General features: G+C 71.8%; 12 protein-coding genes. 11 read left to right on the top strand and 1 reads right to left on the bottom strand.

What is annotated here, in order from left to right:
- The first annotated feature begins 72 nt into the window (after positions 1-72).
- Together STRVI_RS09815 and STRVI_RS09810 are read left to right on the top strand one after the other, a co-directional pair.
- Positions 73-909, top strand: coding sequence for an oxidoreductase (locus STRVI_RS09815; RefSeq protein ID WP_014055483.1), 837 nt, complete (start codon positions 73-75; stop codon positions 907-909).
- Positions 910-1038: 129 nt separating this feature from the next.
- On the top strand, positions 1039-1677 hold the full coding sequence (locus tag STRVI_RS09810) for a hypothetical protein (protein WP_043235675.1): 639 nt from the start codon (positions 1039-1041) through the stop codon (positions 1675-1677).
- Positions 1678-1745: 68 nt separating this feature from the next.
- Here the strand turns inward: STRVI_RS09810 and STRVI_RS09805 are convergent, their stop codons facing one another.
- A complete protein-coding gene (locus tag STRVI_RS09805) occupies positions 1746-2678 on the bottom strand; it encodes an NAD-dependent epimerase/dehydratase family protein (RefSeq protein ID WP_014055481.1) in 933 nt (310 codons plus the stop codon).
- Positions 2679-3107: 429 nt separating this feature from the next.
- Here STRVI_RS09805 and STRVI_RS09800 point away from each other — a divergent pair, with 429 nt between their 5' ends.
- From STRVI_RS09800 to STRVI_RS09760, 9 genes are all read left to right on the top strand, one after another.
- Complete coding sequence (locus tag STRVI_RS09800) at positions 3108-5135, top strand: glycoside hydrolase family 27 protein (protein ID WP_106685857.1); 2028 nt, start codon at positions 3108-3110, stop codon at positions 5133-5135.
- A 117-nt stretch (positions 5136-5252) separates the two neighbouring features.
- Positions 5253-6542 carry an ABC transporter substrate-binding protein gene (locus tag STRVI_RS09795; RefSeq protein WP_014055479.1) on the top strand — a complete coding sequence of 430 codons (1290 nt, stop codon included), beginning with the start codon at positions 5253-5255 and terminating at the stop codon, positions 6540-6542.
- Position 6543: 1 nt separating this feature from the next.
- Positions 6544-7479, top strand: coding sequence for a carbohydrate ABC transporter permease (locus STRVI_RS09790; protein WP_014055478.1), 936 nt, complete (start codon positions 6544-6546; stop codon positions 7477-7479).
- On the top strand, positions 7479-8327 hold the full coding sequence (locus tag STRVI_RS09785; protein ID WP_014055477.1) for a carbohydrate ABC transporter permease: 849 nt from the start codon (positions 7479-7481) through the stop codon (positions 8325-8327). The genes STRVI_RS09790 and STRVI_RS09785 overlap by 1 nt, the downstream gene beginning before the upstream one ends.
- Positions 8324-10414 carry an alpha-galactosidase gene (locus tag STRVI_RS09780; RefSeq protein ID WP_014055476.1) on the top strand — a complete coding sequence of 697 codons (2091 nt, stop codon included), beginning with the start codon at positions 8324-8326 and terminating at the stop codon, positions 10412-10414. Before STRVI_RS09785 ends, STRVI_RS09780 begins: the two co-directional genes overlap by 4 nt.
- Before the next feature lie 60 nt (positions 10415-10474).
- Entirely contained in the window at positions 10475-11245 is a 771-nt protein-coding gene (locus STRVI_RS09775) for an SDR family NAD(P)-dependent oxidoreductase (RefSeq protein ID WP_014055475.1), read from the top strand.
- Positions 11246-11282: 37 nt separating this feature from the next.
- On the top strand, positions 11283-12023 hold the full coding sequence (locus STRVI_RS09770; RefSeq protein ID WP_014055474.1) for a FadR/GntR family transcriptional regulator: 741 nt from the start codon (positions 11283-11285) through the stop codon (positions 12021-12023).
- On the top strand, positions 12020-13165 hold the full coding sequence (gene dgoD, locus STRVI_RS09765) for a galactonate dehydratase (protein ID WP_014055473.1): 1146 nt from the start codon (positions 12020-12022) through the stop codon (positions 13163-13165). The genes STRVI_RS09770 and dgoD overlap by 4 nt, the downstream gene beginning before the upstream one ends.
- The gene (locus tag STRVI_RS09760; protein ID WP_014055472.1) at positions 13162-13980 is read left to right on the top strand and encodes a hypothetical protein; all 819 of its coding nucleotides are present in this window, start codon (positions 13162-13164) and stop codon (positions 13978-13980) included. Before dgoD ends, STRVI_RS09760 begins: the two co-directional genes overlap by 4 nt.
- The last annotated feature ends 23 nt before the right edge of the window (positions 13981-14003 follow it).

Raw genomic sequence — 14003 nt, 5'->3', positions numbered from 1 at the left:
GGGTTGAGCGAGGCCGAACGAGGTCCGCTCCGAGAGAACCTCACCCGAGAATTCCACCTTTTGGGAGCATTCATGTCTGTTTGGTTTATCACCGGTGCCTCGCGTGGCTTCGGCCGGGAGCTGACCGCCGCCGCGCTCGCCCATGGGGACCAAGTGGTCGCGGCCGCCCGCGATCCGCAAGCGGTCGTCGAGGCCCTGCCCGGGGCAGCCGACTCGCTACTGGCCGTACCGCTCGACGTCACCGACCAGGAGCAGGCCGCCGCGGCCGCCGCCGCGGGCATCGAGCGTTTCGGCAGGATCGACGTGCTGGTCAACAACGCCGGTTACGGGCTGTTCGGCGCCGTCGAGGAGATCTCCGACGCCGAGGCGCGGGGGCTGTTCGACACCAACGTTTTCGGCCTGCTCAACGTCACACGCGCCGTGCTGCCGACACTGCGCGCGCAGTCGGCCGGCCGTATCGTCAACATCGGTTCGAGCGCCGGGTTCGCCGCCGGTCTGGGCCGGGGCCTGTACGGTGCCTCCAAGTTCGCCGTCGAGGCGATCAGCGAGGCGCTGCGCGACGAGCTGGCCCCCTGGGGCATCCACACGACCGTCGTCGAACCCGGGGCGTTTCGTACCGAGTTCCGCTCTGCGCGCAGCATGCGCCGGGCAAGCGGCCCCCTTCCGGCCTACGCCGATGCGGTCGGCACGTTCCTGACCGCGGTGGACGCCGGCGACGGCAACCAGCCCGGGGATCCCGCCAAGGCCGCCGCCGCCATCCTGCGACTGGCCACCGAGCCGGAACCCCCGCTCCGACTGCAGTTGGGCAGCGACTGCGTGTCTCTGGTCGAGGGCAAGCTCGGCTTCGTCGCCAAGGAACTGGACCAGTGGCGCGAGTGGGCCCTGTCCACCGACTTCCGCTCCGCGTAGCAGGGGCCTACAGGGGCCTACTCCCCCAGCGACGCGGCGGCGCCGGCCAGCAGCCAGTCGAGGCCGAGCTCGAAGCTCGCCTCGGGGGTCGTCGTTGTACAGCAACTCGCTGAAACCCGTGTCGGCGAGGTGGGGCAGCTCGCCGGCGTCGATCTGGGTCTGGACGAACGCAGTGGTGGCGTCGCGGCGGGCGGTGTTCACCGCGGCCGTGGCGCGGCGCCGAATCCCGCCGGACAACTCGGCCATGACATGGCCGAACGTGAACGTACCGACCGCAAGGATGAGCGCGCGCCGAACGGCACTGTCGGCGTTGAGCTCGCGAACCGCGGCAGCGGACTCTGGCGAGCAGTTGCCTCCGGGGCAGTCGCCGGTGCCGACACCGGACGCGCCACGGCTGCCGCGATCGCCGCGTCCTGTGCAGCGAACGGGGACGCGGCAAGCTGGACAGCCGCCGCAGCAGCGGCCGCGTACGCTGCCCACGTTGCCGCGGATGCCATCAAGGCGGCCGGCGCCCTTACGGCCGCGTACGCGACGGTGCACGATGTCGCGGCAGGCATCGCCGCCGCGCACACAGCCGCCGCCGCAGGAGCCGTCGCGTACGCCGCGGCCGTGGCCGCGGCGCGCGGCGCCTACGCGGCGGATACCGTTTCCGACCCCTCCTTTGTGGCCTTCTCGGCGTTTGCCGAGCACCCCGCCGATCACCACTATCAAGCCCAAAACGCGGTATTGCTCGAGTTGATCGGCGAGTCGACAGGAACGCGTACCTGACCGTCGATGCGTATGGGGCCGGCCTTCACCCATTCGATGGGTGAAGGCGCCGCCCTACGCCCGCAGTTTCACGCGCCGTCGGCGGCCACCGAGTTCTCGACGGCGTCCAGACCGGTGGCATGGGAAACCAGGGGCTGGTAATCGAGTTCGGCCACGGCCTTGTCCGTCCGCAGAGTGCACGACTGTCCGAGGAACCACCGGGCGGGAACGGGGACCTCGTGGGCGGCGGTCTCGGCGTCCAGGTCGGGGATCGGCGTATCGACGCCATAGATCCCGAACAGCGTCTCCATGAACTCGCGCAGGATGACACGGTGCTGATCGGTGACGAAGTACGCCTGGCCCGGCCGGCCGCGCTGCCATCCGAGGATGAGTCCGTCGACGGCGTTGTCGACAAAGGTGACGTCGGTCGTGTGCCGGCCTCCGTCGATCCAGGCGAACTGTCCCGCCCTCGCCGCGGCCACCAGGCCCTCGATGAGGATGCTGCCGGGCCCCCAGACGAACCGGGGGCGGATCGACACCGTGGCGAAGCCGGGGGCGTTCGCGTCGAGCACGATCTTCTCGGCGGCGGCCTTTGTCGCGCAGTAGGCGGCTTGTGAGTCCGGTCGCAGCGGCGCGGTTTCATCCACGTCAACGAGCGGGTCGCCGGCCAGGAGGGCCGCCTCGCTCCCGCAGTGGACGAACCGAGGAACCCGCGCGAAGCGGGCCGCCTCGACGGCCGCCTGGGTGCCGCGGACCGACACAAGTTCATGACGCGCACGGTCAGCGGTGATATCCGTCTCGGCAGCGAGGTGGAACACCACGTCGCTGCCCGTCACCTGGTTCCGCCACGTGGCCGGGGCGGTCAACTCGCCGTGCACAGGCTCCGCGCCGAGCGCGGACACCTTCGCGGCCGACGCCTCGCTTCTGACCAGAACACGAACCGTATGCCCCTCGTCGAGGAGCCGGCGTACCAGCACCTGGCCGATGAACCCCGAACCGCCCGTGATGAACGCCTGTGCCATGAGCCTCTCCTTCGCCTCGTGTGAGCCTCCTCGCTCGCCTTGGGCGAGAAGGTGTCGTGGGTTGCAGCGATCAGGGCCCTCAAGGTCTTCCCTCAACAGCATTTATGTTTCGAAGGTCTGCGATAGAAGCTGTGGATGGCTTCACTTCGGGTACGGCAGCGGCTCCCAGAAGGCCGATGCTCACCGGAGGGCTGTTTGAATAAATTAGGAATAATTCTTGACAGGGTTTCGGCCGCGGGCCACAGTCTTCGCCGTGACGCCGTCGACGCCCGTCCCAGGGCGGCCGCGTCATGTCTCCTCCTGCTTCCCAACCCTTCGGAGAGGCACGTGTCTTCACACCCGCCCGCGCACAGACCCCGCCACCGAACGCTCACCCGCGGCGCCGTCGCGACCGCGATCGCCCTGGTCCTGGCCACGACCGCGGCTCCCATGGCCTTGGCCGCCCCCGCCGTGGACCAGGGGGCGCCCGACTACTACGACAGCGGGCTTGCCCCGACGCCCCATATGGGGTGGAACACCTACTACGGGCTGGGGGCGCCCACCGAGAAAGAGGTGCGCGCGGTCGCCGACCGGCTGGTCAGCAGCGGCCTGCGCGACAGCGGATACGACATCGTGTGGCTGGACGGCGGCTGGCAGGCCGATGACCCCCGGGACGCGCGGGGACGGTTGGCGGCCCACCCGGAGCGGTTCCCCTCCGGTATCCCGGCCCTCGTCTCCTACCTGCATCAACGCGGTCTGCGGGCCGGGATCTACACCGACGCGGGCACCTACGACGGTGGCAAGAGCTGCGGCCTCGGCAGCCGTGGCCACTACACCGAGGACGCACGGCAGTTCGCCCACTGGAAGATCGACGCGATCAAGGTCGACTTCCTGTGCGGCATCGGCGAGAAGCTCGACCCGGGCCCGGCGTTCAAGGAGTTCAGCGACGCGGTCGCGACGTCCGGACGCCGGATGCTGCTGAACCTGTGCAACCCGCTCACCGACGACTGGGGCCTGCCGCACACCCCCGAGCAGGACGCGCACAACACCTACGCCTACGCCCCGACGACCGGGGACTCCTGGCGCACCGGCACCGATATCGCCTGGGGCACTCCGAGCCCCGGCCAGTGGCCCAATGTGCTGCGCAACATGGACGCCAACGCCTGGCACCCCGAGGCCCAGGGGCCCGGCCACTACAACGACCCGGACTATCTGATCCCGATGCGCCGCATGACCGACGGGTCGTACGAGCTGACGGAGGAGGAGTCCACCACGCAGTTCGTGATGTGGGCGGAGATGGGTTCGCCGCTCGTGCTGGGCTCCGACCCGCGCACCCTTTCCGACTCGATGCTCCGGACGCTGCGCAACCCGGAGATCATCGCCGTCGACCAGGACCCGCTGGCCGTCCAGGGCGTGCGGGTGGCCACCGACTCCGTCGGCGATGTCTACAGCAAGGTCCTCTCGGGTCACGGCCGGCGTGCGGTCGTCCTGCTCAACCGCTCGGACCGGCCCGTCGAGCGCACCGTGAACTTCTCCGATGTGGCGCTGGGCGGCGCGGTCGCGGTCCGTGACCTGCGGACGCGTGCCGACCGCGGGACGCACACCGGGTCGTACACCGTCGAGGTACCGGCGCATGGCACCGCGTTCCTCAGGCTCACCGGTGAGGACGCCCTTCCCGGCGCCGACCTGGGCGCGAAGGCCACGGCGAGCCCGGCCGTGGTACGTGACGGCGACGCGCTGACCACGTTCTTCCGGGGGCCCGGCGGCTCGCTCGTCCAGCAGTCGGATGGCAGGACGCGCGACCTCGGCGGCCCGGCGCACGGGAAGATCCTCGGCCAGCCCGCCGCGTACGCCTCGGCGGGCGGGCGGATCGACGTCTTCGTGCGGGGTGCCGACTCCCGGGCGTACCGGCGGGTGTTCTCGGAGGGACGCTGGGGCGCCTGGCAGGACCTCGGCGGGAAGCTGACCGACGCGCCCTCCGTCGCCTTCGCCGATCCCGACCACTGGACGCTGTTCGCGCGCGGCGCCGACGGGCGGATCGGGCAGCGGGGGCCGTCGGCCGGCTGGTCGTCGCTCGGGGCGCCGGGCGATCGGCCGACGTACGGCAGGCCGTCGGCCGTCGTGGATGCGCAGGGCCGCCTTCATCTGGCCGTGCGCACCGCTGCCGACGAGGTGTGGACGCGGTCGCGGGATGCCTCCGGGCAGTGGTCGGCGTGGAGTTCGCTCGGCGGGACCGTCAGCGGCAGTCCGACGCTGGTCGCCGTCGGCGACGCGGTGGTGCTGTTCGCGCGGGGCGGCGACTACACGCTCTGGCAGCAGCGGTACGAGAACGGCGGCTGGCAGGGGTGGAGCAAGCGGCAGGAGTTCCCCGGCGCCGCGTTCGACGGTGCGCTCGGGGCGGTCGCGGGCCGCGACGGTGTGATCGACGCCGTGTACCGCGGGGTCGACGGTTCGGTGCACCGAACCCAATTCAAATAAATTAGGTATTAATCTTGACGTGGTGCGAGCGCCACGCGAACCTGGATCCGCCGCGAGCGGGGGCCCGGCGGGCAGCAAGCAGCCGGGCCCGCCGGGTGGGTCCACAAGGAGCACTCCATGACGAACCAACACCCCGGCCGACGACTGCTTCTCGCCGGCCTCGGCGCCGCCGGGACCACAGCGCTGCTCAGCGGCTGTGTCACCGCCGGCTCCTCCGGCAAGGGTTCCTCCGGGGGCGGCGCGGTGACCCTCCAGTCCAACCTGTCCGCCCCGCAGGCGAAGGCGGCCATGGAGGACCTCGCCGCCGCCTACGCCAAGCAGGGCTCAGGGCGGGCGAGCCTCAACACGGTCGCCGCGGAGACCTTCCGCACCCAGCTTCCGACGTATCTGACCTCGGCCAATCCGCCGGACGTCCTCACCTGGTACCCCGGCTCGGTGGCGGAGGCCTACGCCAAGAAGAAGCTGCTGCTCGACCTCAGCGACGTATGGGCCTCGCCCGATCTCAAGCGCTACTCCTCGGCGCTGAACAAGCTGTGCACCGCGGCCTCCGGCAAGAAGGTCTTCGTCCCCACCACCTACTACTGGTGGGGCATGTTCTACCGGAAGTCCAACTTCGCCAAGTGGGGCGTGCGCGAGCCGAAGAGCTGGGACGACTTCCTGGATCTGTGCGACAAGCTCAAGGCCAAGGGCGTCGCCCCGATCGGCCTGGGCGCGGGCGGCAACACCACCTGGGTGGCGTCCGCCTGGTTCGACTACCTGAACATACGGATCAACGGCGCCCCCTACCACCGCGAACTCCTCGCCGGGAAGCACCGCTTCGACGACCCCGAGGTGCACAAGGTCTTCGACCGCTGGCGGGAGGTGCTGCCGTACTTCGACCCCAACGGCACCGCCGTGGCCTTCCAGGACGCCACGACCGCTCTGCTCAACGGCCGCAGCGGCATGATGCTCATCGGCACCTTCTTCGCCGACGCGGTGCCGAAGAACGCCCTCGACGACATCGACTTCTTCCGCTTCCCGGTCATCGACCCCAAGGTCCCGCTCGCCGAGGAGGCGCCCACCGACGGGTACTTCGCCAGCGCCCGCACCGGACGCCGGGACGAGGTCCTGGACCTGCTGCGCTACCTCGCCACGGCCGAGGCGCAGGAGATCTACATCAAGGGCTCCTCGGGCACCGCCCTGCCCTGCCACCCCGATGCCAAGGACGCCGGGACGCCGCTGGTGAAGAAGGGCCGTAAGCACATCGAGGAGGCCGCCGAGATCACCCAGTTCTTCAACCGCGACTCCAGCGACGCGCTGCAGCCCGCGACGGATACCGCGCTGACCAAGTTCATCGCCAAGCCGAAGAGCGTCGGGTCGATCCTCACCGACTGGCAGCGTGACGCCGAGAAGATCTGGCGGGCCTGACGTGGCCGTCCTCACCGCCCCCGAACGCACCTCCCCGGCCCCGCCGCCGCCCCGCGGCAGGCGGGCCCGGGGCCCTGGGCGCACACCCCCGCTGGTGCTCGCCTTCCTGCTCGTCCCGCTGCTCGCCGAGGCCGTCTGGGTCTTCTGGCCCGCGCTCCAGGGCTTCTACCTCGCCCTGACCAACTGGGACGGCGTCTCGGCGCCCGAGTTCGTGGGCCTCGGCAACTTCCGCGAGATGGCCCACGACGAGGTCTTCCGCACCGCCGCCGTCGACACCGTGCTGTGGCTGGTGCTGTTCGGCGGACTGTCCGCGCTCCTCGGCCTCGGGGCGGCCCTCCTCCTCCAGCAGGAGCGCCGCGGCGTCGGTTTCTACCGCGCCGCCCTGTTCCTGCCGGTCGTGTTCTCCCTGGTCGCCACCGCCCTCGTCTGGCAGGCCATCTACCAGCCCGACGGCGTCCTGAACCAGCTCCTGGAGTCGGTCGGCCTCGACAGCCTGCGCCACGCCTGGCTCGCCGATCAGGACACCGCCCTGTACGCGGTGATCGTGCCCGCGCTGTGGCGCCAGGTCGGCTATGTGATGGTGCTGTACCTCGCCGGGCTCAAGGGCATCGACCCGGCCCTGTACGAGGCGGCCAAGGTCGACGGCGCCGGGCCCTGGCAGCGCTTCCGCTATGTGACGCTGCCTCAGTTGCGCGGCGTCAACGCCGTCGTCCTGTCCGTGATCATCATCGACTCGCTGCGCTCCTTCGACGTCGTGTGGTCGCTGACCCGGGGCGGTCCCTACCACTCGTCCGAACTGCTGAGCACCTACATGTACTCCACCGCTTTCCAGTCCCTGCGGCTGGGATACGGCTCCGCGCTGGCGGTCGTCATCTTCGTCCTGGCCTTCGGCGTCATCGCCTCCTACCTCGTGCGCGCCTTCCGGGAGGCCGACTGATGTCCGCCACCTCCACCGCAGTGCGCCGCAAGCGCGCCGCGACCGCCGGATTCCACCTGGGCGCCGGTGCGCTGGCCGTCCTGTGGCTGCTGCCCATCGCCCTGGTCCTGGTGACCAGCCTGCGCTCCTTCGACGACATCGCCGTCCATGGCCTGGGCAGTTGGCCCCGCTCCTTCACCCTCGGCAACTTCCGTCAGGCCTGGGTCGACGGCGGCCAGCAGCGGGCCCTGATCAACAGCCTGGTCGTCACCGTTCCGTGCGTGCTGGTGACGCTGACCCTGGCCGCCATGGCCGCGTTCGCGCTCAGCCGCTACGAGGTGCCCTTCCGCCGTTCCCTGTTGCTGCTCATGCTCGGTGGCAACCTGCTCCCGCCGCAGATCCTGCTCATTCCCGTCTCCAAGCTGAGCGAGCTGATGGGCGTCTACGACACGCTCCCCGCGCTCATCGGGGTGCAGATCGGCTTCGGCATCGGCTTCTACGTCTTCGTCCTGCACGGGTTCATGCGGGCGATCCCGGTCGAGATCCAGCAGGCCGCCGTCATCGACGGCGCCGGTCCCTGGCAGCTCTTCTGGCGGATCATCCTGCCGCTCACCCGCCCGGCGCTGGCCGCGCTCAGCGCGCTGTCCTTCACCTGGATCTTCAACGATCTGCTGTGGGCGATCACCGTGCTGCGCAGCGACAGCAAGATGCCCATCACCGGCGCCCTGATCGGGCTGCAGGGCCAGTTCGTGTCGATGTGGAACGTGATCGCGGCCGGGTCCGTCATCGCCGCGGCGCCCACCGTGGCCGTCTTCCTCCGGTTCCAGCGCCACTTCGTGGCCGGGCTCAACCTCGGGGCGGTGAAATGACGTCGTACCAGCGCTGGACCCTGCGCACCGAGCAGACCTGCTACACCGTCCGCCTCTCCCCCGACGGCCCGTGGGCCGAACTCGACGCGTGGGGGCCGCCCGGCGTCGAGACCGGCCCGTCCGCGCTGGACTGGTCGAGGCGCACCCACTTCATCACGCCCGCCGATGCCGCGCCCGCCGAGTATCTGCCGTACGGGCTGCGGCCGTTCACCGGGGCCGACCTGGTGGCGGGGCGCCCGGGTGCGGAGCGGGGAGTGTGGTGGGAGTTCGAGGGCGCCGAGGAGGGGCCGGGGACCCTGCGGCTCACCTTCACCGACGGCCTGCTCGGCCTGCGTACGGTCCTGTGCTACGCCACGGTGCCCGGCACCGACGTGATCCACCGCTGGACCGAGCTCACCTGCACGGGCGAGGCGGAGCTGCGGCTGGAGCGGTTCGACTCGGCCGCCGTGAACGTCCCCGTCACCGCCGGTGCCCGGCTGACGTACCTCACCGGCCAGTGGTCGCAGGAATTCCAGCGCACCCAACTCACCCTGACCAGAGGCGCGTTCACCATGGGCAGCAGCCAGGGCGTGCCCGGACACGCCTACGCGCCCTGGCTCGCGGTCCAGGACGCCGCGGAACCCGGGGACCCTCCCGCCTATGGCGTGGCCCTGGAGTGGCCCGGCAACTGGCACCTCACCGCGGAGGCCGAACCGGGCGGCGCCGTGCGCGTACGCGCCGGCCGCGTACCGCACGAGGGGCTGGTGCGCCTGACACCCGGCGACACCCTCACCACGCCGCGCCTCGCCTGCGCCTTCAGCGCCGAAGGGCTCGACGGGCTGTCCCGCGTCTGGCACCGCTACGAACGTCATCTGACCGGCGAGCGGCTGCACCGCCCCCGCAAGGTCCTCTACAACTCCTGGGAGGCCACCACCTTCGACGTCGACGCGGCGGCGCAGCTCGAACTGGCGAAGACGGCGGCGGACATCGGGGCCGAGCTGTTCGTCGTGGACGACGGATGGTTCACCGGCCGTGCCGACGACACCGGTGGGCTGGGCGACTGGTATCCGGACCCGGCGGCCTTCCCGTCCGGCTTCGACCGGTTCGTGGCCGACGTACGCGCGCTGGGCCTGGACTTCGGCCTGTGGATCGAGCCGGAGGCCGTCAGCCCCGGCAGCAGGCTGTACGCCGACCACCCCGACTGGGTGTACCGGATCGACGGCCGTCCCGCCCGCCTGGTGCGCCACCAGCTCCTGCTCGACCTGGGCCGGACCGACGTCCAGGACTTCGTCATCGCCACCCTCGACCGGCTGCTGACCGGCCATGACATCAGCTACCTCAAGTGGGACATGAACCGGCCGCCGACCGAGCGCGGCCGCCCCGGCGCCGGTCCCGCCGACCGTCTCGACCTGGACGCCCAGCACGTCGCCGGCTATCTGCGCGTCCTGGACCATCTGCGCACCGCCCACCCCCGGGTCACCGTCGAGGGGTGCGCGGGCGGCGGCGGGCGCATCGACCACGCGACCCTCGCCCGCACCGACGTGGTCTGGCCCAGCGACAACACCGCGCCCCTGGACCGGCTGGCCGTCCAGTACGGCTTCCTGCACGCCCATGCCCCGCATCTGATGAGCTCATGGGTCACCGACGCCCCCGGCGTCTTCGACCCCCGTCCGCGCAGCCTCGCCTTCCGCTTCGTGGGCGCCATGTGCGGCGTCCTCGGCATCGGCGCCGACCTGCGCCGGTGGGACGCCGGGCAGCGGGCGGAGGCCGCCTGTTGGATCGCCCGCTACAAGGAGGTGCGCGATGTCGTCCACCTCGGCGAGGCCCGGCTCCTGGGCAGCCCGCTGGACGCCACCTGCGGCGTCCAGTACGACGGCCCGGACGCGCGTACCGTCGTCGCCGCGCTCGGCACCGGCCGCCTGGACGGATCCCCGCTCGTCCCGGGGCGCCCGGCCCGGCTCCGGCTGCGCGGCCTCGACCCGGCCGCCCGCTACCGGGACGCCGCGTCGGCGACCACGTACAGCGGCGCCCATCTGCTCCACTACGGGCTGCCGTTCACGTGGAGCGCCGACCACGACGCGGAACTGGTGGTGCTGACACGGCAGTAGACCGCCGACCGTCCTATGCCCGCCCCCGCCCGCAGTACAGCGAAGGAGCCCGAACCCCCGATGGAACAGTCCCGCCGGTACGGTGACCGCTTCACCGCCCGCACGGCCGTGGTCACCGGAGCCGCCTCCGGCATCGGTGCCGCCACCGCCGAACGCCTCGCCCAGGAGGGCGCCGCCGTCGTGCTCGCCGACATCTCCGAGGAGCGCGGCGCGGCGGTCGCCGAGCGGATCGGCGAGGACGGCGGCCGCGCCCGCTTCGTGGCCGCCGACGTCTCCGCGGAGGAGGACTGGGCGCGGATCGCGGCCGCCGCGCGCGGCTTCGGCCCCGTCGACCTGCTCGTCAGCAATGCCTACACGGTCGACGTCACCCCCGCCCATGAAACGTCGCTGGACTCCTGGCAGCGGCAGCTCTCCGTCAACCTCACCGGCGCCTTCCTGGGATTCAAGGCCGTCCTGGACGATCTGCGCGCCCGCCGCGGAGCCGTCGTCCTGACCTCGTCCGTCCACGCCCACAAGGGCATCCCCGGCCACCCCGCCTACGCGGCCTCCAAGGGGGCGCTGCTGTCGCTGTGCGGGCAGCTCGCCGTCGAGTACGGGCCCGAGGTGCGGGTCAACGCCGTTCTGCCCGGCCCGATCCTGACGGCGGCCTGGGACCGGGTGTCCCCCGAGGACCGCGCGCGCAGCGTCGCCGAAACCGCGGCGGGCCGTTTCGGCACCCCGGAGGAGGTGGCCGCGGCCATCGCCTTCCTGGGCTCCCATGAGGCCGCCTACATCACCGGTGCGAGTCTTGTCGTGGACGGCGGCTGGAGCGTCGTCAAGTCCTCCGCATGACCACCGCGATCAGCTCGCAGCAGAAAGGCACTACGACATGACGCCCTACGCCCGTCGCGGCGTGCACGGCCAGACCGTGGAGGCCCTCGCCCGCCGCATCCTGGGCGGCGAGATCCCCGAAGGAGCCACCCTGGACCTGGTCGCCCTGCAGAGCGAACTGGACGTCAGCCTCACCGCCCTGCGCGAGTCGCTGAAGGTACTGGCCGCCAAGGGGATGGTCGACGCCCGTCAGAAGCGCGGCACCTTCGTACGGAACCGCTCGGACTGGAATCTGCTCGACGCCGACGTGCTGCGCTGGCAGTTCCACAGCGACCGCACCACCGACGCCGACCGCGCGCTGCTGCGCAACCTCGCCGAGGTGCGCTCCATCATCGAACCGGCGGCCGTACGCCTGGCCGCCGAGCGGCGCACCGACGCCGACCTCGCCGCCCTGGACGCCGCCGTGGACGCGATGGGGGCGGGCGGCTCCGACGCGGCCCACGCGGTGGAGGCCGACCTCGCCTTCCACCGGGCCCTGCTCGTCGCCACCCACAACGAACTCCTCGAACGCATGGAGATGGTGATCGAGTCGGGCCTCGCCCACCGCGACCGCATCGTGCACAGCTCCCCCCACAGCCAGGACCCCGTACCCGCCCACCGCGCCGTCCTGGACGCCGTGCGCGCCCAGGACCCGCACGCCGCCGAGGCCGCCATGCGGGCTCTGCTCGACCAGGCAGGCCGCGACCTGGACCGGGTCGGCGGCTCCGACAACGACATGGAAAGGCCCTCTGGCCAGTGAAGATCACCCGTATCGAGACCTTCGCCGTGCCGCCACGCTGGCTGTTCTGCCGTGTCGAGACCGACGACGGCGTGGTCGGCTGGGGCGAGCCCGTCGTCGAGGGGCGCGCCGAGGTGGTACGCGCCGCCGTCGGCGTCCTCGCCGAGTACCTGATCGGCAAGGATCCGCTGCGTATCCAGGACCACTGGCAGGTGCTCACCAAGGGCGGCTTCTACCGCGGCGGACCCGTGCTGTCCAGCGCCGTCGCCGGACTCGACCAGGCCCTGTGGGACATCGCCGGCAAGACCTACGGCGCCCCGGTGCACGCCCTGCTGGGCGGCCCCGTGCGCGACCGGGTCCGGGTGTACGCCTGGGTCGGCGGCGACGAGCCCGCCGAGCTGTCCGAGCAGATCACCGCGCAGGTCGAGGCGGGCTTCACGGCGGTGAAGATGAACGGCGCCGGGGCGACCTCTCCGGTGGCCACCGCGGCCGAGACCGCCGCGGTCGTCGACCGCGTGGCCGCCGCCCGCGAGGTCCTCGGCCCGGACCGCGACGTGGCCGTCGACTTCCACGGACGCTTCACCGCCGCCAGCTCCCGCCGCGTCCTGGCCGAACTGGGCCCCCTCCACCCGCTGTTCGTGGAGGAACCCGTCGTCCCCGAGCACAGCCATCTGCTCCCCGGCCTGGTCGCCGCGACCCCGGTGCCCCTGGCCACCGGTGAACGGCTCTACGGACGCACGGAGTTCCTGCCCGTCCTCGCCGCCGGTATCGCCGTCGCGCAGCCCGATCTGTCCCATGCGGGCGGCATCTCCGAGGTGCACCGCATCGCCTCGCTCGCCGAGACCTACGGCGCCCAGCTCGCCCCGCACTGCCCGCTCGGCCCCATCGCGCTGGCGGCCAGCCTCCAGGTCGCGTTCGCGACACCGAACTTCCTGATACAGGAGCAGAGCCGCGGCATCCACTACAACAAGGACGCCGATCTGCTGTCCTACCTCGTCGACACCGAGCCGTTCCGCTTCGTGAACGGCCATGCGCCCCGCGGCGACGCCCCGGGCCTGGGCATCACCATCGACGAGGCGGCCGTACGCGAGGCCGACCGCACCGGTCACACCTGGCGCAACCCGGTCTGGCGGCACCCCGACGGCTCCTTCGCGGAGTGGTGACGACGGTGCTGGAGATCGTCACCGACCCCGCGCACGGCGGCCGCTGGACCTCGCTGCGCGCCGGGGACCGCGAATGGCTGTGGCAGGGCACGGCGGCCGGACGGGACCAGGTGTCCCCCGGGGACGCCTTCGTGGACGCGGGCGGCCTGGAGGAGTGCGTCCCCACCGTCCGCGGCGCCCCCGACCACGGCGACGCCTGGTCACGTCCCTGGAAGCGCGACGGGGACACGGACACCGTCCACTGCGACCGGTTCGCGCTGCGGCGCACGATCCGCGGGACGGCCGACGGTGCGGAGGCCGACTACGTCCTGCACGCCGACCCGGGCTTTCCCTTCGTCTGGGCCGCCCACGCGCTGCTCGATCTGTCTCCCCGGGCGTCCCTGCGCCTGCGCGACGGGGCGCCCGCCCGGCTCTTCCCGGAGGCCGCACCGCTGCTGGACCGGCCCTGGCCGAACGGGGCGCCGTGGGTGGAGGGTGACTGGCCCACGCCCCTCGGCCTGCCCCTGGACCGGTTCGGACCGGACGACGGCACCGCGGTCGGCGCGGTCGTGGATGCCTCTCGCGCCTGCGTCCACGACGGCACGGGCCGCCTGGCCTTCGCGCTCGAGGCCGACGGGCAGCCGCTGTCCATCGCCGTATGGCGCAACCTCGGCGGTTTCCCCGCCGAACACCCCTATCGCAGCACCGGAGTCGAGCCGATGCTCGGCCGTGTCTTCGACCTCGCCGACGCGGGTCCCGGCGATGCCGCGCGCGTGCCCGCGTCGGGCGAGGTGCGCTGGCGGCTCACGCTCGGCGCGGCCTGCCGCTGCCCCTGAATCCGCCCGTTTCTACGAGGAGT

This window comes from Streptomyces violaceusniger Tu 4113, assembly GCF_000147815.2.
GTDB classification, from domain to species: domain Bacteria; phylum Actinomycetota; class Actinomycetes; order Streptomycetales; family Streptomycetaceae; genus Streptomyces; species Streptomyces violaceusniger_A.
The sequence above is the reverse complement of the archived record's forward strand: the minus strand, read 5'-3'. Positions and strand labels throughout refer to the sequence as shown.